The organism is Mesorhizobium sp. Primo-A, assembly GCF_003997175.1.
Classification (GTDB): Bacteria; Pseudomonadota; Alphaproteobacteria; order Rhizobiales; family Rhizobiaceae; genus Mesorhizobium; species Mesorhizobium ciceri.
The window spans coordinates 1-21,838 of the sequence record NZ_RZTG01000013.1; the positions used below are offsets into that span (position 1 = coordinate 1).

A 21,838-nucleotide genomic window follows, 5' to 3' on the forward strand; every position below is an offset into this window, starting at 1 on the left:
GCAAGAGCGCGCACGCCGAAATTTTGGCAACCGCCTTGCCGCCGCCCTGGACCTATATCGCCACGGCGCAAGCCTATGATGACGAGATGCGTGAGCGCATCGCGTTGCACCGGTCGCGGCGCGGCGAAGGCTGGACGACCATCGACGCACCGCTCGATCTCGCCGGCGCGCTTGCCGCCTTGCCGGACGATCGGCCGGTGCTTGTCGACTGCCTGACGCTGTGGCTGACCAACCATATGCTGGCCGAACACGATTTCGAGCTGGAATGCCGGCGATTGGCGGAGGTGCTGTCGCGGCCGCGCGGACCCTGGTTCTTGGTGTCCAATGAAGTCGGACAAGGCATCGTGCCGGACAATGCACTGGCGCGCCGCTTTCGCGATGCCGCCGGCCGGCTCAACCAGCAGGTCGCGGCGATTGCCGATACGGTGCTGCTGATGGTGGCGGGGCTGCCGCTCAAGGTGAAATGATATGACCGATATCGACGATAAGGACGAAGAGCGCCACCGCGCCAAGATGGCCAAGCGCAAGGCGGTGCAGGATGCCGAGGTGGCGAGCAAGACGGTCGAGAAGGGATTGCTCATCGTCAACACCGGCCCGGGCAAAGGCAAGACCACGGCCGCCTTCGGGCTGGCGCTGCGGATGCTCGGCTACGGCAAGCGCGTCGGTGTCGTCCAGTTCATCAAGGGCAAGTGGCACACCGGCGAGAAAGACGCCTTCGCCGCCTTCGGCGACCGTGTCGTGTGGCACGCGATGGGCGAGGGGTTCACCTGGGAAACCCAGGATCTGAAGCGCGACATCGCTGCCGCCGAAGCCGCCTGGGCCAAGGTGCTCGAACTGATGGCCGATCCGTCGATCAGCCTGCTGGTGCTCGACGAATTGAACATTGCGCTGCGCTACGACTATCTCGATCTCGACAGAGTGGTTGGCGCGCTAAAAGCGCGGCGCGAGGGCCTGCATGTCGTTGTCACCGGCCGCAACGCCAAGCCGGCGCTGGTCGAGGCCGCAGACCTCGTCACCGAAATGAGCGTGACCAAGCATCATTTTTCCGCCGGCGTGAAAGCGCAGCAGGGGATCGAGTTCTGAGTGTTCCTCAACCTCCCCAGACGGGGGAGGGTGAGGTTAGGTCACAACGATGACAACGACCGAAACCAACCCGAACAGAGCGATCAGCAGATAGTCGGCGACGCGATAGAGTTTCAGCGCCTGCCTGATGTCGAGGCTGTCGGCTTCACGCCGCCCACCTTCGCCCATGAAGACGTCGTCGACCAGCACGCCGCCATAGAAGCGCGGGCCGGCGAGCGCCAGGCCGAGCGCACCGGCCATCGCCGCTTCCGGCCAGCCGGCATTGGGCGAGCGGTGTTTTTTCGCGTCGCGCCGCACCGCATGCCAGGCTTTTTTCGCATCAGCGCCTTTGACGAAGAACGCCGCCAGCACGATCAGAAGCGCCGTCAGCCGCGACGCCGGCAGGTTGATCCAATCGTCAAAGCGCGCCGCCGCCCAGCCGAACGCCTCGTGGCGCGGGGTGCGGTGGCCGATCATCGAATCGGCGGTGTTGGCGGCCTTGTAGGCGGCGCCGCCGGCCAGGCCGCCGACGCCGGTCCAGAAGGCAGGGGCGACGATGCCGTCGGAAAAATTCTCGGCCAGGCTCTCGATCGCCGCGCGGCAGACACCGGCCCGGTCGAGCGTTTCAGGGTCGCGACCGACGATCCGCGAAACGGCAAGGCGGGCCAAGGCGATGCCGCCGGTGTCGAGGGCGTCAGCCACCGCCTCGACATGCTCATAGAGGCTCTTCTGCGACAGAAGCGACGTTGCCAGAAGGGCCGTGATGACGAGGCCCATGGGAACGAACCAGAACAGGATCTGCACGCCCAGGCCAATTATCGCCGGCACCAGCACGATGACCAGCAGCGCCTGGACACCGCGCTTGCGACGCAGCGCGTCGGGATCAGTGGCGCGGTTGAGCCTGCGGTCGAGAAAGGATATCAGCCTGCCGAACCACGTCACCGGATGGCCGATGGCGCGAAACAGCCAGTCGGGGTAACCGAGGGCGAATTCGACGACCAATGACAGGAAAGCGATCAGGACTGACATGAAGCTTCTTAATGGGGCGGTTGTGGACCATGGTGGAAGTCTTGGCCGCGCGAGGGTGCTTTTCCCCAACGCCCTGCTGCCTTTCGTCGACCTCTCGACCGGTATCAATCCGCACTCCTACCCGCTTTTCGACCTGCCCGCCACCTCGCTGTCGCGGTTGCCGGAAGCCGCGCGCACACGCGACCTGACAGAGATCGCGGCCAGTACTTACGGCGCGCCGTCGCCAGCCAACGTCGTGGCGGCGCCGGGCACGCAGATCCTGTTGCCGCGCGTTGCGTCGCTCATTTCGCCCGGCAAGGCGTTGGTGCTGGGTCCGACCTACGCCGAACATGCCCGCGCTGCCGCGATCGCCGGGCACCAGGTGGCGGAGGTCGATAATTTCGAAGCGTTGGCGGACGCCGACCTCGTCATCATCGTCAATCCGAACAATCCGGATGGACGTGTCATAGAGCGCGACCGGTTGCTGGCTCTGGCCGCCGGATTGCGCGCCAAGGGCGGACTGCTGGTCGTCGACGAGGCGTTCATGGATGTCGGCCCGCGTCAGCACAGCGTCGCGGGCGATGTCGGTCGGGGCGGCCTCGTCGTGCTGCGCTCGTTCGGCAAGTTCTTTGGCCTGGCCGGGCTGCGGCTCGGCTTTGCACTTTCCGATACTGCGACGGTCGACCGGCTGGATACGCAGTTCGGACCATGGGCCGTCGCCGGCCCGGCGCTGGAATATGGCATCCGCGCGCTTGCCGACATCGGGTGGCAGGACGTGATGCGGGCGTCGTTGGCCGGTGAATCGGCGCGTCTCGATGCGCTTTTCAGCCGCTTCGGCGTTCCTGTTGCGGGCGGAACCACACTGTATCGTTTCCTCAGTCTGACCAATGCCGCCGATTTGTTTGCAGCGCTCGGCGAGCGCGGCATCCTGCTTCGCCATTTTGCCGACCGGCCTGACGTTCTGCGCGCCGGCCTGCCGGGCAGTGAGGAGGAATGGCAGCGGCTCGAATCCGCACTTGCCGAGTGGGCGTCGCGGCGCAAGCATCAATCGAAGGGTTCAAAACGATGATCCATGTCTGCTCGCTTGCAAAGATCGAGGAAACGGTGGCCAGGACCGGCGCCGACCGCATGCTTTCGCTGCTCGCCGCCGGAACGGAGGTGGTGCGGCCGGCCTCGATCTCGAGGGAAAACCACCTGCATCTGGTCATGCACGACATCGCGGTGGCGCAGGACGGCATGACCATGCCGGGCGAAGACCATGTCCGCAATCTGCTCGATTTCGCGCGCCGGTGGGACCGGGCAAGGCCGATGCTCGTGCATTGCTATGCCGGCATCAGCCGCTCGACGGCTTCGGCCTATATCATCGCGGCAGCACTGGCGCCGAAGCGTGACGAGGCCGAATTGGCGCGGACGCTGCGGGCGCTGTCGCCTTCGGCAACGCCCAATCCGCGACTGATCGCCGTGGCCGATGCGTTGCTTGAGCGCAACGGCCGCATGGTCGAGGCGATCGAATCGATCGGGCGCGGCGCGGACGCCTTTGAAGGCACGCCCTTTGCGCTGAGGATCGACAGCTAGCTTTGCCCCCATATCGTTGTTCGTCTGATCCGCCTCCTCCATCGCCTCGTTTGTTCAAGAGGATCTGGAATAGCGATGACAGCGCTTGCCACTGGTTTGGAGGCTACGTCAACCACTCCGCGAGCTTCGCCTTGCGCACATCTTGCAGCAGGCTGATGAAGCCGTCGGCCTGATATTCTGCCGTCAGCCGGCCCTTCTCCGCCGTCGCGATGCTGGCGTCGCCGACGACGCCGTTCGGGTTGAGATCGCTGGCGATCCAGGCGAAGGCGTGGGTGCCGGTGTGGCGCAGCAGCGAAAATTCCTTTTCGGCCTTGGCGACATTGGAAACGAAATTGTCTGATTTGCCCATGTCCACGAGGTCCGGCCGGAAATGCAGCATCAGCGAGGTCTCGACATCGCCGCCATGGATGCCGTGACGGTCCTCCAGTTCGGTATACATGCCGGCCGGACGGCCAAAACGCTGCCAGCTGGTCTTCACCGCCAGCATCTTTTCGCGCACGCGCAATTCGCGCGTGACGATGCCCATGATCTCCTCGTTGCCGCCATGCGAATTGACCACGATCAGCTTGCGCACACCGGCGCGCGCGATCGACAGGCCAAGCTCGGTCCAGGCTTCGATCAGCGTGGTTGCCGGCAGAGTGAGGGTGCCCGGCGCATGCAGGTGTTCGTTGGATTTGCCCACGGCCTGCACCGGCAGGATGCGGATGTCGAGATCGTCGGGCAGGCGCGAAATGACCGTGTCGAGCATGCCGTTCATGATCGACGTGTCGGTCGAAACAGGCAGATGCGGCCCATGCTGCTCGATCGCCGCCACTGGCAGCACGGCGATGGTCGCCTCGGGATCGATCGAGGCGTATTCGGTGGTCCGGTAGTCGCCCCACCACACGCGTCTTTTGGGTACGGTCATGTCATGCCTCTTCAATGGTCAGGCAGACCTAGCGCGGGACGGGCGGCCTGTCGATCACCCCGCCGCGATGGCCTCGATTTCGACCTTGAATTCGGGCCGGGCAAAGCCGGAAACAATCATCAATGTCGACGCTGGCGCGGGGCTCGAAAACAGCCGGTCGCGGACGTCCATATAGGGCCGCAGATGCGCGCGGTCGGTGACATAGGCGTTGATGCGCACGATATCCCTGAGACCCAGGCCGGCTTCGCCGAGAATCGCCGCGATGTTTTGAAAGCAGAGTTCGGCCTGCGCTCCGGCGTCTTCGGGAATCAGGTCGTCGGCGGTGATGGCGACCTGGCCCGAGCACAGCACAAGCCGCTTGCCGGCCGGCACCTCGACGCCGTGACTGTAGCGGGCAAAGGGCGGCTTGATGGACTTCGGGGTGAGGAATTTGAACATGGCAATCTCCTGGATGCCGCCACCTAAAGCCGGACTCATTACACCTTCAAGATGGCGGTGCATGTTGCCCGGGCGATTGTGGACAGCCGTTCAAAAAATAGGCACGATGCCTTCCGTACAGCATGACCCGTTCGCGCTTGGCATGGCAACGTCTTTCAAGCGGGCGGTCCCGGCGCCAGACGCCGGTGGCATGTGTCTTGCTTCTTGAATCTTTGGTGTCGAGCCTGGCGCGTGGCGCGCCGGAGCAAACAGAGGGTGGTGTCGATGTACGGAAAACAGAAGATCTCGGTGGCGGTTGTGGCCCTGCTTGCAGCCAGCACGCTGGGTGCGGCTGCGAATGAGAAAGTCACCTTCGGCACCAACTGGTTGGCCGAGCCGGAACATGGCGGATATTACCAGTCCGTGGCGGACGGCACCTACGCCGCCTGCGGCCTCGACGTCACCATCATGCAGGGCGGTCCGCAAGTCAGCGGCCGGCCGATGCTGCTGGCCGGCAAGATCGATTTCTACATGGGCGGCAATCTGCTGTCGGCCTTCGATGCGGTCCAGCAAGGCATACCGATGCGCGTGGTGGCGGCGGATTTCCAGAAGGACCCGCAGGTCATCATGTCCCACCCCGGCGAGGGGCTCGACAAATGGGAGGACCTGAAGAACGCCGACCAGTACATATTGGGCGACGAGGGCGTGCAGACCTTCTTCCAGTGGATGGTCATCGAACTCGGCTTCGACGCCTCCAAACGCGCGCCCTACACCTACAACACCGCTCCCTTCCTCGCCAACAAGAAGTCGATCCAGCAGGGCTACGTCACCTCAGAGCCGTTCGCGGTCCAGAAGGAAGGCGGCTTCGTGCCGAACCAGTTCCTGCTCGCCGACTATGGCTGGGACACATATTCGACGACGATCGAAGTGATGCAGGACACGATCGACAAGAAGCCGGAGGTGGTCCAGTGCTTCGTCGATGGCTCGGCCAAGGGCTGGTACAAATATCTCTACGGCGACAACAAAGCCGCCAACGACATGATCAAGAAAGACAATCCCGACATGAGCGACGAGCAGATCGCGTTCTCGATCGAGCAGATGAAGAAGTTCGGCCTGGCCGATTCCGGCGACACCGAAAAGCTCGGCATCGGCGCCATGACCGACGCGCGGATCAAGAGTTTCTACGACAAGATGGTAAAGGCTAAGGTCACGCCAGCCGGCATCGACATCAAGAAGGCCTACACGCTGACCTTCATCAACAAAGGCGTCGGGCTCGAGCTGAAGAAATAGGCCGCCCCGGAATGATAAGGGAAAAAGTGGCGCAAGCGCCGGCTGCGTCGGGTGCGGCCCCGACGCTCCTGGCGCTGAAGGGCGTCGGCAAGGTGTTCTCCAACGGCGTGACGGCGCTCAGCGACGTCGACCTGACCATCCGGGAAGGCGATTTCGTCAGCCTGCTCGGGCCGTCGGGTTGCGGCAAGTCGACGGCGCTGCGGCTGATCGCCGGCCTGTCGACGCCAACTTCCGGCGTGCTCGATTGGCGCGGTGGCGGCTCGCTCGACCGCTCGAACATCGGCTTCGTCTTCCAGGAGCCGACGCTGCTGCCTTGGGCCAATGTTTTCGACAATGTCTGGCTACCGCTTCGGCTGAAAGGCATTTCGCACGCCAAGGCGACACCGGCGGTAACGGAGATGTTGGCGCGGGTTCACCTGACCGGCTTCGAAAACGCGGTGCCGCGCGAACTGTCAGGCGGCATGAAGATGCGCGTATCCATAGCGCGCGCCATGGTGACCAAACCGCGCGTGCTGCTGATGGACGAACCGTTCGCGGCACTCGACGAGATCACCCGCTTCAAGCTCAACAACGATCTCCTGGAACTGTGGCAGGACGAACGGTTCACCGTCGTCTTCGTCACCCACAGTGTCTTCGAAAGCGTGTTCCTGTCCAACCGCGTCGTCGTCATGGCGGCGCGGCCGGGCAGGGTGTTCGACGAACTCGCCATCGAGGCCTCCTATCCGCGCGACGAGGCGTTTCGCACCTCGCCAGACTATGCGGCACTGTGCCGTCAGGCTTCCGACGTGCTGGTCAAGGCCATCAACTCAACAGCAGGCGCGCATTATGACGGCCATTGACGAGCGCGTGCTCGAACTCGACCCCGAGGAAGCACGCCGCGTGCGCCAGGCGCGGTTCGAACGGATCGGCCGCTGGGTGCTGCCGCTGGCGATCATGATCCTGGCGATCTGGCTGTGGGATCGCATCTGCGTGTGGAACGAGATCCCGCAATACATCCTGCCGCGTCCCGGCGTGGTGCTGTGGACGCTCTACAACGATGCCGGCCTGCTGTTTTCCTCGCTGCTGGTCACCTTGCGCATCACCTTTCTCAGCTTGGCTCTGGCGGTCATAGGCGGGGTCGGGCTGGCGGTGCTGTTCGCGCAGTCGAAATGGGTCGAGATGTCGTTCTTCCCCTTCGCCATCGTGCTGCAGGTGACGCCGATCGTGGCGATCTTTCCGCTGATCAACATCTATGTGAACGACCAGACGACCAAGCTTCTGCTGTGCGCCTGGATCGTCGCCTTCTTTCCGATCCTGTCCAACACCACGCTTGGCCTCAACTCCGTCGACCGCAATCTGCGCGATATGTTCAAGCTCAACGGCGCGACGCGCTGGCAGCAATTGCGCTATCTCAGGCTGCCGGCGGCGATGCCCTATTTCCTCGGCGGGTTGAAGATCGCCGGCGGCCTGTCGCTGATCGGCGCCGTGGTGGCCGAGTTCGTTGCCGGTACCACCGGCCAGTCGTCCGGCCTTGCCTCGCGCATCATCGAGGCCGGCTACCGGCTCAACGCGCCGCGGCTGTTCGCGGCGCTGTTCCTGATCTCGCTGACCGGCATTTTGATCTTCCTCGTGCTGTCGCTGATATCGCATCTCATCTTGCGGCGCTGGCATGAAAGCGCGCTGAAGCAGGAGCGCTAGGCCTTGATTCCCAACACTGGTTCATACCGGCTTACCAACGTCAGGCTTCACGCGTCCCTGACACCGGGGCTCGCTGCTGTCCCCGATAGCGATGGCTTCGCGCTTGCCGACGTCACTGTCGCCGACGGCAAGATTTCCAACATCGCCGCGCATGGCCGATTGAAAGCGTCTGCCGACGCCGTCGATCTCGGCGGTCGCATCGTGCTGCCGTGCTTCGTCGACTGCCACACGCATATCGACAAGGGCCATATCTGGCCGCGAAAGCCCAATCCCGACGGCACGTTCATGGGCGCGCTGAATGCCGCCGATGCCGATCGTGTGGCACGCTGGAGCGCCGAGGATTTGGCGCGGCGGATGGATTTCTCGCTGCGCTGCGCCTACGCCCATGGCACAAGGGCGCTGCGCACCCACATCGACAGCGTCGCGCCGCAGGAGGAAATCTCCTGGCCGGCGTTCGAGGCGATGCGCGAGGAATGGCGCGGCCGCATCGAGTTGCAGGGCGCCTGCCTGCTCGGCGTCGAAGGCGTGCGCAACAAAAAGTGGTTCGACAGGCTGGCAAAGAGGGTTGCCGCGGCAAAGGGCGTGCTCGGTGTCGTCACCTATATGGCGCCGGACCTCGAAGAGCTGCTCGATCACGTCTTCGCGCAGGCCATCAAGCATGGCCTCGATCTCGATTTCCATGCCGACGAGACCAACGACATTTCCGCCATATCGCTGAAGAAGATCGCCGAGGCCGCTCTGTGGAACGGTTTCGAAGGAAAGATCCTCGTCGGCCATTGCTGCTCGCTGGCGCGCCAGCCGGATCTCGACGTGCTCGACACGCTGGACAAGGTGGCGAAAGCGGGGCTCGCCGTCGTCTCGCTGCCGATGTGCAATCTCTATCTGCAGGACCGGCGCGCCGACGGCACCACGCCACGCTGGCGTGGCGTGACGCTGCTGCACGAGATGAAGGCGAGGGGCATTCCGGTGGCGGTTGCTTCCGACAACACGCGTGATCCCTTCTATGCCTATGGCGATCTCGACATGCTGGAGGTCTACCGCATGGCGACGCGCATCCTGCATTTCGATCATCCGGTCGCCGACTGGCCGCAAGCGGTCACCGCGACGCCGGCCAAGGTGATGCGGTTTGATGGCTTCGGCACGCTGGCTGCCGGCGGTGATGCCGATTTCATCGTGTTCAAAGGCCGAAGCTGGACGGAATTGCTGTCGCGGCCCGAATCGGATCGCATCGTGGTGCGCGGCGGCAAGGCGATCGACCGCCAATTGCCAGATTATGCCGAACTCGACGAACTGATGGTGGAATGATGGATGTTTCGGCGCTCAAACGCGATCTCGAAGGCCTGAAGGTCGACGACAATCCGGCCATCGTCCAGCAGAAGAGCCGTGACTTCTACTGGTACAGCCCGGTGCTGAAGCAGCAGCTCGACCATGTCACCGGCGACCTGATCGTGACGCCGAAGAACGAGGCCGAACTGATCCGCGTGCTTGCCGCCAGTCATCGTCATGGCGTGCCGGTGACACCGCGCGGCAGCGGCACCGGTAATTACGGCCAGGCGATGCCGCTCTCCGGCGGCGTCGTGCTCAACCTTGCCGAGATGAACGAGATCAAGTCGATCGCTCCGGGTCGCGTCGTGACCGGGCCGGGGGCGATCCTGGCCGATATCGACAAGGCAACGCGGGCGCATTCCGGGCAGGAACTGCGGCTATCGCCCTCCACCTACAACACAGCCTCGATTGGCGGCTTCATCGCCGGCGGTTCGGGCGGCATCGGCTCGATCAATTTCGGCGGGTTGCGCGATTTCGGCAATGTGCTTCGGCTGCGCGTGGTGACCATGGAGGCCGAGCCGAAAGCGCTCGAGCTCACCGGCGCGGATCTGCACAAGGTGACCCATGCCTACGGCACCAACGGCATCATATCGGAAGTCGAGATGCCGCTGACCGCGGCGTATGACTGGATCGACGTCATTGTCGGCTTCGACGCTTTCATGGATGCGGCCCGCTATGGCAATGCGCTGGCCTGTCAGGATGGCATCCTGACCAAGCTGATCACGCCGATAGCGGCACCCGTGCCGCAGCTCTATTTCAAGCGGCACCAGAAATTCCTGAGCGACGGGCAGAGCATTTGCGTCGTCATGGTGGCGCAGCCCGGGCTGGACGCTTTTCTTGCCTTCACCCGGCGTGCCGGCGGCGAGGTGATCTACAATGCGGCCACGGCGACGCCGGATGAGAAAAAAGGCCTGCCGCCGGCCTATGAATTGGCTTGGAACCACACCACGCTGAGGGCGCTGCGCGTCGACCCTTCGATCACCTATCTGCAGTCGCTCTATCCCTTTCCCAACCAGCTGGCGCTTGTCGAGAAGATGGATGCGATGTTTCCGGGCGAGGTTTTCTCGCATCTCGAATTCGTGCGGCTGGACGGCAACATTACCTGCTTCGGCCTGCCGCTGGTCAAGTTCACGACCGAAGCGCGGCTCGACGAGATCGTGCGCCTGCATGAAGCGAACGGTTGCCCGATCTTCAACCCGCATCGCTACACGCTGGAAGAGGGCGGCATGAAGCAGACCGACGCGGTGCAACTCGCCTTCAAGCGCCAGACCGATCCGCAAGGGCTCCTCAACCCCGGCAAGATGATCGCCTGGGAGAACCCGGACTACGACTACCGTTCCGGGCGGACTTTTTTGTTCAGGGGGCTGCAGAAGGTAGGATGATGAACATCCTCGTCCTCTACGCCCATCCGGTCGAGACCAGCTTCAATGCCGGCCTGCACCGGATGATCGTCGAGCGCCTGACGGCGGCGGGCCATACGGTCGACGACTGCGATCTCTATGCCGAGGGTTTCGATCCGCGACTGACGCGCCAGGAGCGGCTGGACTACCACAACCCACGTGGCCCCGCCGACGCTGTCGCGCCTTATGTCGAGCGCCTGCTGCGCGCCGATGCGCTGGTGCTTTCCTATCCCGTCTGGAACTATGGCTTTCCAGCGATCCTGAAAGGCTTTTTCGATCGCGTGTTCTTGCCCGGCGTGTCGTTCAAATTGGTCGACGGCAAGGCGCAGCCGTCGCTGCACAACATTCGCAAGGTTGCGGCGGTGACCACCTACGGCGGCAGCCGGTTCCGCGCCCTGCTGATGGGCGATCCGCCGCGCAGGCTGATCAAGCGGATGCTGCGCGCCACCGTCAAACCGGGCGCGCCGGTGACCTACCTCGCGCACTACGCGATGAACCTGTCTACCGACGGCTCGCGCAAGGCTTTCACGACCAAGGTCGCGGCCCGCATGGATGAGTTCTGATGCGCGCACTGGTGGTCTACTGCCATCCGGTACCCGAGAGCTTTTGCGCCGCCATCCGCGACACTGCCATCGACGTGCTGATGCGACGAGGCTGGGAGGTGCGGCTGCTCGACCTCTATGCGGAGAAATTCGACCCGGTGATGGGCTGCGACGAGCGGCGCTCCTACAATGACCAGGCGCCGCAGGACCCGGCACTGAAGCCGCATTTCGAACTGCTCAACTGGGCCGAAGCGATCCTGTTCGTCTATCCGACCTGGTGGTACGGACTGCCGGCGATGCTGAAGGGCTGGCTCGACCGGGTGTGGGCGACGGACGTCGCCTTCAAGCTGCCGACCGGCAAGGGACGGATCAAGTCGCTGATGACGCATGTAACCAAGGTCGGCGTCATCACCACCTGCGGCGCGCCGACCTGGTGGAGCGTCGTCGTCGGCCAGCCGGGACGCAAGACCCTGCTGCGCGGCATGCGGGCGCTGTGCGCCACGCGCTGCCGGACGTTTTTCCTGGCGCACTATTTGATGGATGCCTCGACGCCGGCGACAAGGGCGGCGTTTCTGGCGAAGGTGCGAGGGAAGCTGGAAAGGTTTTGAGAGGGCGACTTTCCCTTCCTTCCCCCCCACAAAGGGGGAGGCGAGAAGGCACTACATCCTCGTCCGCTCCGATTTCGGATCGTACATCGGCTTCAGCGAGGCTTCCGCCGCAAAACGCTCGCCGGCGATTTCGATCTCATAGGACGACGCCAGCACATCCGCCTCGCTCTCGCCCTCGCAAGGCACATAGCCCAGCCCGACGGCGCCGCCGAGGTGATGGCCGTAATTGCCAGACGTTATCGGACCAACGATCTTACCGTCGCGCAGGATCGCCTCGTTATGGAAGAGCAGGGGTTCCGGATCCTTCAGCCGGAACTGTACGAGCCGGCGTGACAGGCCGGCTTCCTTCTTGCGCAGCACCGCGTCACGGCCGATGAAGTCGCCCTTGGCGGTCTTCACCGCGAAGCCGAGGCCGGCTTCCAGCACATTGTCCTCGTCGGTGATGTCATGGCCGAAATGCCGGAACGCTTTTTCGATGCGGCAGGAATCCAGCGTGTGCAGGCCGCAGAGTTTCAGGCCGACATCCACACCTGCCTCCTCGACCACCTCGAAGACATGGGCCGCCTGGTCGGTCGAGACATAGAGCTCCCAGCCGAGTTCGCCGACATAGGTGACGCGGTGGGCGCGAGCCAGGCCCATGCCGATTTCGATCTCCTGATACGTGCCGAACGGATTTTTCTCATTGGAGAAATCGTTCGGGCTGACCTTCTGGATCAGCTTTCTCGCGTCCGGGCCCATCAGGCAGAGCACGCTTTCGGCCGCCGTTACGTCGGTGACGACGACGAACTCGTCGGCGACGTGCTTGCGCAGCCAAGCCAGATCGCGCTGCAGCGTGGCGCCTGGGACGACGAGGAAGAACGCCGTCTCGGACAACCGCGAGACCGTCAGGTCACTCTCGATGCCGCCGCGCTGGTTGAGCATCTGGGTGTAGACGATCTTGCCCGGCGCGACATCCATGTCGTTGGCGCATAGTCTTTGCAGGAAAGCACAGGCGTCGCGGCCCTCGACACGGATCTTGCCGAACGAGGTCATGTCGAACAGGCCGACGCCATTCCTGACCGCAAGGTGTTCCTTGCGCTGATTGTCGAACCAGTTCTGGCGCTTCCAGGAATAGCGGTATTCGCGCTCCTGGCCCTCGCGGGCGAACCAGTTGGCGCGCTCCCAGCCGGCGACTTCGCCGAAGACAGCGCCGCGCGCCTTCAGATGCTCGTGCAGCGGCGAGCGCCTGACATTGCGCGACGTCGCCATCTGACGATAGGGGAAATGATCGGCATAGAGCAGACCAAGCGTTTCAGAGACGCGCTCCTTCAAATAGCGGCGGTTCTTCTGGAACGGCTGGGCGCGGCGGATGTCTACTTCCCACAGGTCGAAGGGGGCTTCGCCGTCATTGATCCACTGCGCCAGCGCCATGCCGGCGCCACCGGAGGAGACGATGCCGATCGAATTGTAGCCGGTCGCCATCCAGTAGCCGGACAGTTCCGGCGCCTCGCCGAGATAGTAGCGGTCGTCGGGCGTAAAACTCTCGGGACCATTGAAGAAGGTGTGGATGCCGGCGGTCGCCAGCATCGGCATGCGGTTGACGCCCATTTCGAGGATCGGCTCGAAATGCTCCATATCCTCCGGCAGTTGGTCGAAGCAGAAATCTTCACGGATGCCGTCCATGCCCCAGGGCTTTGCCACCGGCTCGAAAGCGCCCAGCATCATCTTGCCGGCGTCCTCCTTGTAGTAGGCACACTCGTCGGGCACACGCAGCACCGGCAGGCGGGTGAGGCCGGGGATCGGCTCGGTGACGAGGTAAAAATGCTCGCAGGCGTGCAGCGGGATGGTGACGCCGTTCTGCGCTCCCAGTTCGCGCGCCCACATGCCGGCGCAGTTGACGACGATGTCGGCCTCGATCGTGCCTTGCTCTTCGCCTTGTGTCCAGGACACGCCCGTGACGCGGCCGGCCTTGCTGTGGACCTTGGTGACCTTGACGTTCTCGACGATGGTCGCACCGCGCTGGCGCGCGCCCTTGGCCAGTGCCATGGCGATGTTGGCGGGGTCGCACTGGCCGTCGAGCGGCAGATGCACGGCGCCGACGACATCGGAAACATTGAGATGCGGGTACATCTCGCTGACTTCCCTGGGCGAAATCTCGCGCACGTCGACATCGAAGGCACGCGCCAGCGACGCTTGCCTGTAGATCTCGTGCTTGCGCTCCTCGGTCAGCGCCACGGTGATCGAACCGACCTGGCGCATGCCGGTGCCGACTTCGGTCTCTGCTTCCAGCTTGACGTAGAGGTCGGCGGAATATTTCGCCAGCCGCGTCATGTTCTGCGAACCGCGCAGCTGGCCGATCAGGCCGGCGGCATGCCATGTCGTGCCCGACGTCAGCTGCTTGCGTTCGAGAAGCACGATATCGGTCCAGCCGAGCTTGGCCAGGTGATAGGCGACCGAGCAGCCGGAAACGCCGCCGCCGATGATGACCGCTCTTGCTTTGGCGGGAACTGCCTTGGCGATCATGCTGCCTCGCAACGGTAGCTGGAAGCAAAGCGGCGCAGACGAAGTGCAGCTTCCTGCAGCACGGGTTCGGGCTGGCAGAGGCTGATGCGAATGTGGCCGGCGGCCGCCTCGCCGAAGCTGGAGCCGGGCATCACGCCAACCTTTTCCTTGTCGAGCAGGGCCCAGGCGAATTTCTCGTCGTCCGGCTCGACGGCCGAGATGTCGAGCATGACATACATGCCGCCCTCCGAACCGCGCACGGTGACATCGTTCATGCCCCGCACGGCGTCGAGCAAGACGGTGCGGCGTGCCGCGTAGCGTTCGGCGATCTCCTTGACGCCGTAACGGTTCTCCAGCGCCTCGGAACAAGCGATCGAGATGAAGGCCGGCAGGCCGTAGGTCGTCACCAGATTGAGATTGATCATGAGCGTGATCATCTGCTCCGGTCCCGTCAGCCAGCCCATGCGCCAACCGGTCATGCCGTGGCTCTTGGACATCGAATTGATGACCAGCGTGCGCTCGGCCATTCCTGGCAGCGAGCGCGGCGAGACGTGCTCGCCGCCGCCGAGCGTCCAGTAGACTTCGTCCGACAGCAGCCAGAGGTCGTGCTCCCGGCAGACTTCTGCCAACTGTTCCAGCCGCTCGCGCGAATAGACCGCACCGGTCGGATTGTTCGGCGTGTTGATCAGGATGGCGCGCGTGTTCGGCCGGATTGCCGCGCGGATCATGTCGGCTCGCGGCTGGAAGCCATCCTCGGCCGGTGTCTCGACGACGGTGAAATCAGCGCCAGCGGCGCTGAACGTGTTGGGATAGGTGGCATAATAGGGTGCCACGACGATGGCGTGATCGCCCTGGTCGAGCACGCCCTGCACGGCCGCGTAGAGTGCGGCCTGGCCGCCCGGCGTGGCGATCACCTGATCCGGCGATGTCTCGACGCCGGTGCAGGCGCTCGAGGCTGCGGCCATCGCCTTGCGCAGGCGCGGCAAGCCGGGAAGCGGGGTGTAGTGATGATTGCTGCCGCGAACCGCGGTCACACAGGCTTCAATGGTCTGCGAAGGCGTGTCGAAATCATGGTCGCCAACCGACAGCATGATGATGTCTTCGCCGGCCTCCTTGCGCGTCCAGGCGGCGAAATGGACTTCCCAGCCGTCCTTGCCCGAAGGCACGATGCCGGAAATGCGCGATGATGGTCTAGGCATGCAAAACTCCCGAAATTTCGTAGCCGGCCTGTTCGAGCCGGTCGCGCAGGGCGGCGATGTGCGGTGGTCCGACTTCGCAGCAGCCGCCAACGATGCTTGCGCCAGCCTCCACCCAGCCGATCGCCTGGTCTGCATAGGCATCCGGGCCAAGGTCGTGACGAGCGTGCAGCACATCGACGGTGCCGCCGTGCTTAAGTGCTTCGGTTGACGTGAAGCCATTGGCATATGCGCCGACCGGGCCGCCGAGGCCGATCAGTTCAGGCAAAGCCGCGGCGATTGCTTCCGGCCGGCAGCAATTGACCAGCCGCGCTGCGACTGCCAGGCCGTCGAGCGCGCTTGCCGCGGTGGCAATGGCTTCGCCGCTGCGCAGCCGCGGCTTGCCGTGGTCAGCCAGCGTCCACGATACCCATACCGGCTTGCCGCTTTCCGATGCAGCGGTCACCGCTGCGCGGGCTTCGTCCGCCGACGCCATGGTTTCACACAGGAACAGGTCGACGCCATCGGCCTGCTCGGCAACGATGCGGCGGTAAATCTCGAGCGTCTCCTCGAAGGAAATGGTCAGTGCCGGTGCATAGCTGCCGAAAAGCGGCGACAGGCAACCGGCGATGGCTGCATCGCCGGCCTCGTCGCGGGCCTGCCTGGCCAATTCGATGCCGCGCTTCTGCAATGGCTTGAATAGGTCTTCCGCACCTTCGCGCGCCAGGCGTTCGGGTGTCGCAGAATAGGTGTTGATGGTGATGACACGTGCGCCGGCACGGATGAATTCCGCGTGCAGGTCGCGCACCAGATCCGGTTCGTCGATCAGCACCCTGGCCGACCATAGCGGCGTCGGCTCGGATTGGCTGCGGCGGACCAGTTCCTGGCCCATGCCGCCATCGGTGAGGATGATTTTCTTCATGCGCGCAGCCTTTCGTTCTTCGGATCCCACAGCGGTTCATCCTTCTGCACGATTGCCTGAAAGCGGTCACCGAAGATTTCGACCTCGACTGATGTACCTGGTTTGGCCAGGTCGGCGCGCAGCATGCCGAGCGCGATCGACTTGTCGATGCGATGGCCCCAGCCGCCGGACGTCGTCTCGCCGACGATCTTGCCGTCATGCCAGAGTGTAGAAACTGACGGAGCGTCGCAATCGCCGGGGTTTTCCACCACCAGCGTGACGAAGCGCTTCTTCACGCCTTGCTGCTTTTCGTTCAGCAGTGCCGCCTTGCCACGGAAGTCGGGCTTGTCCCATTTGACGAAGCGTTCGAGCCCGCCCTGCAGGATCGAATAGTCGGTCGACAGATCGCCTTTCCAGGTGCGGTAGCCTTTCTCAAGCCGGAGCGAATCCAGCGCGTACATGCCGAAAGGCTTCAGCCCGTGCTGCTGGCCTGCGGCGCAGACGGCATCGAAGATGGCGGCGGTGTCGTCGATCCTGGTGTGGATTTCCCAGCCGAGTTCGCCGGCGAAGGAGACGCGCACCAGTTTGGCCCAGCGGCCGGCGATCTTCGTCTCCTGATGCGTCAGCCATGGCAGAGTGAGGTCGGCTTCGCAGACATCGGCGAGGATTTTTCGCGAGTTCGGGCCGGCCAGGATCTGGGTCGAGAATTCTTCGGTCCGGTCGATCAGCTTGAACGGTGCGTCCTTGGGCATGCGCGACTTCAGCCATTCGAAATCATGCCACTGCGCGACCGCCGCGGTGATCAGCGTCATCAGGTTCTCGTCGTGACGCACGACGGACATTTCGGTGACGATGCGGCCCTTGTCGTCGGCGAAATAGACGAGACCGATGCGGCCTGGCTTCGGCACCAGTCCGGTGACCTGCAGGCTCAGCCATTCGGCGGCACCTGGACCATCGAGATTGAAGCGCGAGAACCCAGGCAGGTCCAAAATGCCGGCAGCGTCACGCACGGCCAGGCATTCTTCGCGCACACGATGCTGCCATGGCCCGTCGCGGCGAAAGGTCAGCGTGGCTTCCTCGGAGATGTCATCGCCGTCCTGCGCGTACCAGGTGGCACGCTCCCAGCCATTATAGGCGTCGAAGCGGCCTCCGAGCGCCTTGATGCGATCGTGGATCGGCGACAGCTTGCGGTCGCGGCCCTCCGGCCAGGCATGGCGCGGGAACTGGATGGCGTATTCGTTGCCGTAGATCTCCATGCCCTTGGCGACGCAATAGTCCGGCGCCGCGGCATAGGAAGTGAAGCGGCGCGGGTCGCACGACCACATGTCCCATTCGGTCCGGCCCTCGGTCACCCATTCGGCCAGCACCTTGCCGGCGCCGCCACCCTGGGCAATGCCGAAGGTGAAGACGCAGGCCTCGAAGGCATTGGGAACGCCGGGCATCGGGCCGATCAGCGGATTGCCGTCCGGCGTATAGGGGATCGGCCCGTTGATCACCTTGGACAGGCCGGCCGTGCCAAGGATCGGCACGCGGGCGACGGCGTCGGCCAGATAATGTTCCAGCCGGTCGAGATCATCGGGGAACAGCTGGAAGGAAAAGTCCTCCGGCATCGGGTCATTGTGGCTGGCCCAATGCGCGCGGCAATTGCGCTCATAGGGGCCGAGATTCATGCCGTTCTTCTCCTGGCGCAGATAGTAGGAGGTGTCGACGTCGCGCAGCAGCGGCAGCTTCTTGCCTTGTTCCTTCGACCATGCCGCGAGTTCGGGGATCTCCTCGAACAGAATGTACTGATGGCTCATCACCATCATCGGCACGTCGCGGCCGAACATCCGGCCGACTTCGGCGGCGCGGTAGCCGGCGGCATTGACGACGATCTCGCAGCGGATCTCACCCTGTGCCGTCTCGACCACCCAGTCGTCGTTCTCGCGGCGCACGCCTGTGACCGGGCAGAAGCGGATGATCTTCGCGCCCATGTCGCGCGCACCCTTGGCCAGCGCCTGGGTGAGTTGCGCCGGATCGATGTCGCCGTCGCTCGGGTCGTAGAGCGCGCCTTTCAGCTCATGCGTCTCGATGAAGGGATAGCGACGCTGGATCTCGTCGACACCGACAATGTCTATGTCCATACCCTGGTAGAGGCCCATGCCCTTGGCGCGCTGGAATTCCTGCATGCGCTCGAGCGAGTGGGCAAGGCGAAGCGAGCCGGTGACGTGATAGTTCATGGGGTAGTCGACCGCGTCGGCCAGCCCGCGATAAAGCTCGGTCGAATAGCGCTGCATGTTCATCAGCGACCAGGACGAGGAGAAGGTCGGCACGTTGCCGGCGGCATGCCAGGTCGAGCCGGAGGTCAGCTCGTTCTTCTCGAGCAGCACGCAGTCGGTCCAGCCCGCCTTGGCGAGATGATAGAGCGCGGAGGTGCCGACGGCGCCGCCTCCGATGATCACCACGCGCGCCGTGCTCGGCAAACCCGCCATGTTCTTCTCCAAACTTGAACTCAATAGACGGGTGGTGAAACCACCCAGATGACAATTGCCGGCTCGGCACCCGGATTGCGCCAGCGGTAGGGCTTGCCTTCGAAGCGAAAGGAGTCGCCCTCGCCAAGCCGATGCCAGACACCTCCGATCTCGATGTCGAACAGTCCGGACGCGACGTATCCGGCTTCCTCGGTCGGCCGCTGCGCCTCGGCCTTCAGTTCCGCGCCCGGCGCGAAGACCGAACGCACCATCTCGAAGCTACCGCCGAGATCGGGCGACAGAAGCTCCTCCACCAGGCCGGATTCGCTTGTGCCAAGCGTGCGGCGCCTGCCGGCGCGCACGACCACGCCGCGCTCGCTTTCGACAGGTACGTCATGGCTGAAGAACAGGCTGATCGGCACGCCGAACAGTTCGGCGAAGGCTCTGAGGTCACCGAGCGACGGCGTCGACAGGCCACGCTCGACCTGGCTGACCCAGCCGACCGAACGGCCTAGCTTCAGGCCGATCTCGGCGAGCGTCAGCCCGCGCGCCTTGCGCAGGGCCCTGATGTCGCCGGCCAGCACGCGTTCGTCAGGTCCCTGCAATGTTCTTGCGGTAGTCGAAGGCAAAACGCTCTCTTTATGAAAAATCACCGACAAATTTCATGAGAAATCAAGCTCATGAAAAAATCAAGCAGATTTTCACGGATGCACAAGATTTGCTTGCGCGATTTTGACGGTTCATGCAAAGGCTCCGCCGAGAGCGGCGAGTGGGGACGTCCGATCGAGACAAAGGGTAAGGGACGGCCCATGCTGGAAAATAACCCCCGAATCGAGGGCGACGCCGAGATTGTCGACGAGGCGATCCTGTCGCGCCGTTCGGTGCGCGCATTCCTGCCCGACATGGTCGAAGACGACACCATCCGCGCCATTCTGGCGGTTGCGGCGCGCGCCCCATCCGGCACCAACATGCAGCCATGGAAGGTCTATGTCACCAAGGGCGAGAGCAAGCAGCGCATATCGGACGCCATTCTCAATTCCGGCATTCGCGCCGAAAAAGCCGATTGGGACGAGTACCGGTATTATCCCACGCAGTTCTTCGAGCCGTATCTGACGCGACGCCGCGCCAACGGTTTCGGCCTCTATGGCGCGCTCGGCATCGGTCGCCGCGAGGTCGACAAGATGCGCGCCCAGCACGACCGCAACTTCGTCTTCTTCGACGCGCCGGTCGGCATGATCTTCACCATCGATCGCCGCCTCAACCAGGGTTCATGGATCGATTACGGCATGTTCCTGCAGAACATCATGGTCGCAGCTAGAGGCAGGGGTCTGCACACCTGTCCGCAGGCGGCGTTCGCGCCCTATCACCGGCAGATCAGGCCGGTGCTCGACATTCCGGACGAGGAGATCGTCGTCTGCGGCATGGCGCTTGGTTATGAAGATACGTCAAAACCTGAAAACGCCTTCCGCACCGACCGCGTGCCGCTGCAAGAGTGGGTGACGTTCAGCGAATAAGCCAGCCGGCCTCATTCCGTGTTCATCTGTGCGCCGTGGCCGCTGACATGGGCGCCGTCCTGGGGTGTCAGCTTGAGATAGGCGAGCAGCGCGCAGAGCGTGATGATGCCCTCGATCACGAACAGGATGCGGAAATCGTCGGCGACGGCGGGGCCGCCGCCCGCCAGAAACGACAATGCCGCGGCGGCCAGGCCGACGCTGATCGCCACCGCCAGCTGCCATAATATGTAATAGAGCGCGCTGAAACGGGCGAGCTGCTCGGGCGCGATGTCGGAATAGGCGAGGTTGCCGGTCGAGGCCCATTGCGCGGAGCGGAAGACGCCGAAGACGAAGATGTAAGTGAGCACGATCCACACCGGCGTCGTCGCCTGCATCAGCGCGAAGCCGGCAACCAGGGCGGCGACGATGGGCGTGTTGTAGACCAGCACGCGGCGAAAGCCGAAACGGTTGAGGACACGCGGCATGAAGAACCGCATGGCCACCGAGCCGACCGCGGCTACGAAGGTCAGCGATCCCGCCTGCACCGCGCTCATGCCGAAGCCGAGCTGGAACATCAGCGGCAGCAGGAAGACGACCGAGCTAAGGCCGATCGTGTCCAGCCCGCCGCCGGTGAGGAACGAAATGCGGAAGGTACGGATGCGCAACAGCTTGAGATCGAGCAGCGGATTGCGCACGCGCAGGCAGTAGAACGAGGCGATGGTCAGGATGACGAGCGCCAGCGCCAGTTCGCCGGCGATGATGCCGCCCGCGGCGTCCTTGGCGGCAAGCGAATCCATGCCGAAGACCAGCAGGACCATGCCGCTGCCGACCAGCAGGAAGCCCGGAAAATCGAACGGCGTGCGCACGGGCTTGGTCATCGTCGGAAACAGCGAGGCGGCAAGAATTGCCGCCGCCAGCGCGAACGGCACGTTGATGAAGAAGATCCAGCGCCAGGAAATGTAGGTGGTCAGCGCACCGCCGACGAGCGGACCGACCAACGGTCCGGACTGGCCGGCCAGCGAGATGTACATGTTGATCTTGAGCGTTCGGCTGCGCGGAAAAGTCGACAGGATGACGACCTGGCCTAGTGTGCCCATCAAGGCGCCGCCGAAGCCTTGCAACGCACGCGCACCAACCAGCGTCCAGATGTTGTCGGACAGCCCGCAAAGCGCCGACGAGGCGGCGAACACCAGCAAGGCAAAGCAGTAGACGTTGCGCAGGCCGAAGCGGTCGGCGGCCCAGCCGCCAAGCGGCATCGAGATGATCAGGCTGGCGACATAGACGGTGATCAGCAGGCCGAGCTGGCTGGGCGGACGGCCGAGGCTTTCGCTGATGCCCGGCAGCGCGGTCACCACGACATTCTGGTCGAGGCTGGTCATGAACACGCCGCAGGCGACCGTCAGCGGCAGCAGGAGCAAGGCTCTGGCCGGCACATCGGCGCGATCCGTGGCGCCGGCGGATAGTTCTGCGGTCATGGAGATGTTCGAACCAAACGAATGTGCCGACTCTTGAAGAAGGGATTTCAT

The 21,838-nt window shown here is 63.8% G+C and carries 21 protein-coding genes; 12 read left to right on the forward strand and 9 right to left on the reverse strand.

Translation table 11 applies throughout. The annotated features are described in order from the left end of the window. Both cobU and cobO read left to right on the forward strand, forming a co-directional pair. On the forward strand, window positions 1–467 hold a 467-nt coding region (gene cobU / locus EOC83_RS23265; protein ID WP_127325987.1), incomplete at its 5' end, for a bifunctional adenosylcobinamide kinase/adenosylcobinamide-phosphate guanylyltransferase. A 1-nt stretch (window position 468) separates the two neighbouring features. Further along, entirely contained in the window at window positions 469–1,083 is a 615-nt protein-coding gene (gene cobO / locus EOC83_RS23270; protein ID WP_063168228.1) for a cob(I)yrinic acid a,c-diamide adenosyltransferase, read from the forward strand. A gap of 36 nt (window positions 1,084–1,119) precedes the next feature. Here cobO and cbiB read toward each other — a convergent pair whose 3' ends face one another. Then, window positions 1,120–2,091: an adenosylcobinamide-phosphate synthase CbiB gene (gene cbiB / locus EOC83_RS23275; RefSeq protein WP_063168227.1), complete on the reverse strand. Its 972-nt coding sequence runs from the start codon at window positions 2,089–2,091 to the stop codon at window positions 1,120–1,122. On the opposite strand from cbiB, the gene cobD reads away from it, so the two are divergent. Further along, window positions 2,090–3,139: a threonine-phosphate decarboxylase CobD gene (gene cobD / locus EOC83_RS23280; protein ID WP_082826475.1), complete on the forward strand. Its 1,050-nt coding sequence runs from the start codon at window positions 2,090–2,092 to the stop codon at window positions 3,137–3,139. The two genes, cbiB and cobD, sit on opposite strands and share 2 nt — an antisense overlap. Next, window positions 3,136–3,645 (forward strand): tyrosine phosphatase family protein, encoded by a 510-nt coding sequence (locus EOC83_RS23285; RefSeq protein ID WP_063168226.1) that lies wholly within the window; start codon window positions 3,136–3,138, stop codon window positions 3,643–3,645. The genes cobD and EOC83_RS23285 overlap by 4 nt, the downstream gene beginning before the upstream one ends. Window positions 3,646–3,748: 103 nt before the next feature. On the opposite strand, the gene EOC83_RS23290 is transcribed toward EOC83_RS23285, so the two are convergent. Both EOC83_RS23290 and EOC83_RS23295 read right to left on the reverse strand, forming a co-directional pair. Beyond that, window positions 3,749–4,552 carry a creatininase family protein gene (locus EOC83_RS23290; protein ID WP_063168225.1) on the reverse strand — a complete coding sequence of 268 codons (804 nt, stop codon included), beginning with the start codon at window positions 4,550–4,552 and terminating at the stop codon, window positions 3,749–3,751. Between the two features lie 54 nt (window positions 4,553–4,606). After that, on the reverse strand, window positions 4,607–4,990 hold the full coding sequence (locus EOC83_RS23295; protein ID WP_024501344.1) for a RidA family protein: 384 nt from the start codon (window positions 4,988–4,990) through the stop codon (window positions 4,607–4,609). Between the two features lie 264 nt (window positions 4,991–5,254). Between EOC83_RS23295 and EOC83_RS23300 the strand changes: the two genes are divergently transcribed. From EOC83_RS23300 to EOC83_RS23330, 7 genes are read left to right on the forward strand one after another with little or no spacing between them, the layout of a single operon-like run. Continuing rightward, a complete protein-coding gene (locus EOC83_RS23300) occupies window positions 5,255–6,259 on the forward strand; it encodes an ABC transporter substrate-binding protein (protein ID WP_013531126.1) in 1,005 nt (334 codons plus the stop codon). Window positions 6,260–6,270: 11 nt separating this feature from the next. Continuing rightward, window positions 6,271–7,098 (forward strand): ABC transporter ATP-binding protein, encoded by an 828-nt coding sequence (locus EOC83_RS23305; protein WP_063168224.1) that lies wholly within the window; start codon window positions 6,271–6,273, stop codon window positions 7,096–7,098. Further along, window positions 7,085–7,936 (forward strand): ABC transporter permease, encoded by an 852-nt coding sequence (locus EOC83_RS23310; protein ID WP_063168223.1) that lies wholly within the window; start codon window positions 7,085–7,087, stop codon window positions 7,934–7,936. Before EOC83_RS23305 ends, EOC83_RS23310 begins: the two co-directional genes overlap by 14 nt. 3 nt (window positions 7,937–7,939) lie before the next feature. Further along, a complete protein-coding gene (locus EOC83_RS23315) occupies window positions 7,940–9,241 on the forward strand; it encodes a cytosine deaminase (RefSeq protein WP_013531129.1) in 1,302 nt (433 codons plus the stop codon). Beyond that, complete coding sequence (locus tag EOC83_RS23320) at window positions 9,241–10,644, forward strand: FAD-binding oxidoreductase (RefSeq protein ID WP_063168222.1); 1,404 nt, start codon at window positions 9,241–9,243, stop codon at window positions 10,642–10,644. The genes EOC83_RS23315 and EOC83_RS23320 overlap by 1 nt, the downstream gene beginning before the upstream one ends. Continuing rightward, on the forward strand, window positions 10,644–11,225 hold the full coding sequence (locus EOC83_RS23325; RefSeq protein ID WP_063170260.1) for an NAD(P)H-dependent oxidoreductase: 582 nt from the start codon (window positions 10,644–10,646) through the stop codon (window positions 11,223–11,225). The genes EOC83_RS23320 and EOC83_RS23325 overlap by 1 nt, the downstream gene beginning before the upstream one ends. Further along, window positions 11,225–11,812, forward strand: coding sequence for an NAD(P)H-dependent oxidoreductase (locus EOC83_RS23330; RefSeq protein WP_013531132.1), 588 nt, complete (start codon window positions 11,225–11,227; stop codon window positions 11,810–11,812). The genes EOC83_RS23325 and EOC83_RS23330 overlap by 1 nt, the downstream gene beginning before the upstream one ends. Window positions 11,813–11,863: 51 nt before the next feature. On the opposite strand, the gene EOC83_RS23335 is transcribed toward EOC83_RS23330, so the two are convergent. Genes EOC83_RS23335 through EOC83_RS23355 form a run of 5 tightly spaced genes read right to left on the reverse strand, consistent with a single transcriptional unit; the run spans window position 11,864 to window position 19,403 of the window. Next, window positions 11,864–14,314, reverse strand: a complete 2,451-nt coding sequence (locus EOC83_RS23335) for an FAD-dependent oxidoreductase (RefSeq protein ID WP_013531133.1) — start codon at window positions 14,312–14,314, stop codon at window positions 11,864–11,866. Continuing rightward, a complete protein-coding gene (locus EOC83_RS23340) occupies window positions 14,311–15,492 on the reverse strand; it encodes a pyridoxal phosphate-dependent aminotransferase (protein WP_013531134.1) in 1,182 nt (393 codons plus the stop codon). The genes EOC83_RS23335 and EOC83_RS23340 overlap by 4 nt, the downstream gene beginning before the upstream one ends. Continuing rightward, window positions 15,485–16,390 (reverse strand): homocysteine S-methyltransferase family protein, encoded by a 906-nt coding sequence (locus tag EOC83_RS23345; RefSeq protein WP_013531135.1) that lies wholly within the window; start codon window positions 16,388–16,390, stop codon window positions 15,485–15,487. Before EOC83_RS23345 ends, EOC83_RS23340 begins: the two co-directional genes overlap by 8 nt. Then, entirely contained in the window at window positions 16,387–18,840 is a 2,454-nt protein-coding gene (locus EOC83_RS23350) for an FAD-dependent oxidoreductase (protein ID WP_027160526.1), read from the reverse strand. The genes EOC83_RS23345 and EOC83_RS23350 overlap by 4 nt, the downstream gene beginning before the upstream one ends. 20 nt (window positions 18,841–18,860) lie before the next feature. After that, the gene (locus EOC83_RS23355) at window positions 18,861–19,403 is read right to left on the reverse strand and encodes an XRE family transcriptional regulator (protein ID WP_032807957.1); all 543 of its coding nucleotides are present in this window, start codon (window positions 19,401–19,403) and stop codon (window positions 18,861–18,863) included. A gap of 225 nt (window positions 19,404–19,628) precedes the next feature. Here EOC83_RS23355 and EOC83_RS23360 point away from each other — a divergent pair, with 225 nt between their 5' ends. Further along, window positions 19,629–20,333, forward strand: coding sequence for a nitroreductase (locus tag EOC83_RS23360; protein ID WP_063170259.1), 705 nt, complete (start codon window positions 19,629–19,631; stop codon window positions 20,331–20,333). A gap of 11 nt (window positions 20,334–20,344) precedes the next feature. Here EOC83_RS23360 and EOC83_RS23365 read toward each other — a convergent pair whose 3' ends face one another. Continuing rightward, entirely contained in the window at window positions 20,345–21,787 is a 1,443-nt protein-coding gene (locus tag EOC83_RS23365) for an MFS transporter (RefSeq protein WP_013531139.1), read from the reverse strand. Window positions 21,788–21,838: the final 51 nt, after the last annotated feature.

Coding starts and splice junctions, on each gene's coding strand:
- cobO (WP_063168228.1), top strand. CDS start 469: ATGACCGATATCGACGATAAGGACGAAGAGCGCCACCGCGCCAAGATG.
- cobD (WP_082826475.1), top strand. CDS start 2,090: ATGAAGCTTCTTAATGGGGCGGTTGTGGACCATGGTGGAAGTCTTGGC.
- cbiB (WP_063168227.1), bottom strand. CDS start 2,091: ATGTCAGTCCTGATCGCTTTCCTGTCATTGGTCGTCGAATTCGCCCTC.
- EOC83_RS23285 (WP_063168226.1), top strand. CDS start 3,136: ATGATCCATGTCTGCTCGCTTGCAAAGATCGAGGAAACGGTGGCCAGG.
- EOC83_RS23290 (WP_063168225.1), bottom strand. CDS start 4,552: ATGACCGTACCCAAAAGACGCGTGTGGTGGGGCGACTACCGGACCACC.
- EOC83_RS23295 (WP_024501344.1), bottom strand. CDS start 4,990: ATGTTCAAATTCCTCACCCCGAAGTCCATCAAGCCGCCCTTTGCCCGC.
- EOC83_RS23300 (WP_013531126.1), top strand. CDS start 5,255: ATGTACGGAAAACAGAAGATCTCGGTGGCGGTTGTGGCCCTGCTTGCA.
- EOC83_RS23305 (WP_063168224.1), top strand. CDS start 6,271: ATGATAAGGGAAAAAGTGGCGCAAGCGCCGGCTGCGTCGGGTGCGGCC.
- EOC83_RS23310 (WP_063168223.1), top strand. CDS start 7,085: ATGACGGCCATTGACGAGCGCGTGCTCGAACTCGACCCCGAGGAAGCA.
- EOC83_RS23320 (WP_063168222.1), top strand. CDS start 9,241: ATGGATGTTTCGGCGCTCAAACGCGATCTCGAAGGCCTGAAGGTCGAC.
- EOC83_RS23325 (WP_063170260.1), top strand. CDS start 10,644: ATGAACATCCTCGTCCTCTACGCCCATCCGGTCGAGACCAGCTTCAAT.
- EOC83_RS23330 (WP_013531132.1), top strand. CDS start 11,225: ATGCGCGCACTGGTGGTCTACTGCCATCCGGTACCCGAGAGCTTTTGC.
- EOC83_RS23335 (WP_013531133.1), bottom strand. CDS start 14,314: ATGATCGCCAAGGCAGTTCCCGCCAAAGCAAGAGCGGTCATCATCGGC.
- EOC83_RS23340 (WP_013531134.1), bottom strand. CDS start 15,492: ATGCCTAGACCATCATCGCGCATTTCCGGCATCGTGCCTTCGGGCAAG.
- EOC83_RS23345 (WP_013531135.1), bottom strand. CDS start 16,390: ATGAAGAAAATCATCCTCACCGATGGCGGCATGGGCCAGGAACTGGTC.
- EOC83_RS23350 (WP_027160526.1), bottom strand. CDS start 18,840: ATGGCGGGTTTGCCGAGCACGGCGCGCGTGGTGATCATCGGAGGCGGC.
- EOC83_RS23360 (WP_063170259.1), top strand. CDS start 19,629: ATGCTGGAAAATAACCCCCGAATCGAGGGCGACGCCGAGATTGTCGAC.
- EOC83_RS23365 (WP_013531139.1), bottom strand. CDS start 21,787: ATGACCGCAGAACTATCCGCCGGCGCCACGGATCGCGCCGATGTGCCG.